Source organism: Klebsiella sp. 18074, assembly GCF_902705905.1.
Lineage (GTDB): Bacteria > Pseudomonadota > Gammaproteobacteria > Enterobacterales > Enterobacteriaceae > Klebsiella > Klebsiella terrigena.
Genome location: NZ_CACSIS010000106.1, coordinates 1 through 398 on the forward strand (window position 1 = coordinate 1; position 398 = coordinate 398).

At 65.6% G+C, this 398-nt stretch carries 1 protein-coding gene; it reads left to right on the forward strand.

Translation table 11 applies throughout. The features are described from left to right. Window positions 1-398 (forward strand): alanine--tRNA ligase-related protein (locus GVK32_RS28755; RefSeq protein ID WP_255430492.1); only part of this gene is annotated, 398 nt, incomplete at both ends.

A 398-nucleotide genomic window follows, 5' to 3' on the forward strand; every position in this document is an offset into this window, starting at 1 on the left:
GCTGGGCAACTGGTCCTTCGGCGACTACTTCAAGCGCGAATCGCTGAAGTGGGCCTGGGAACTGCTCACCGAGGTCTATGGCCTGCCGAAGGAGCGCCTGCTCGCCACCGTCTATGCCGAGGACGACGAGGCCTACGACATCTGGACGAAGGAGATCGGCCTGCCGCCCGAGCGCGTGATCCGCATCGGCGACAACAAGGGCGGCCGCTACAAGTCCGACAACTTCTGGATGATGGCCGACACCGGCCCCTGCGGCCCGTGCTCCGAGATCTTCTACGACCACGGCCCGCACATCGCCGGCGGCCCCCCGGGCAGCCCCGATGAGGACGGCGACCGCTTCATCGAGATCTGGAACAACGTGTTCATGCAGTTCGACATGGCCGAGGACGGCTCCGTGT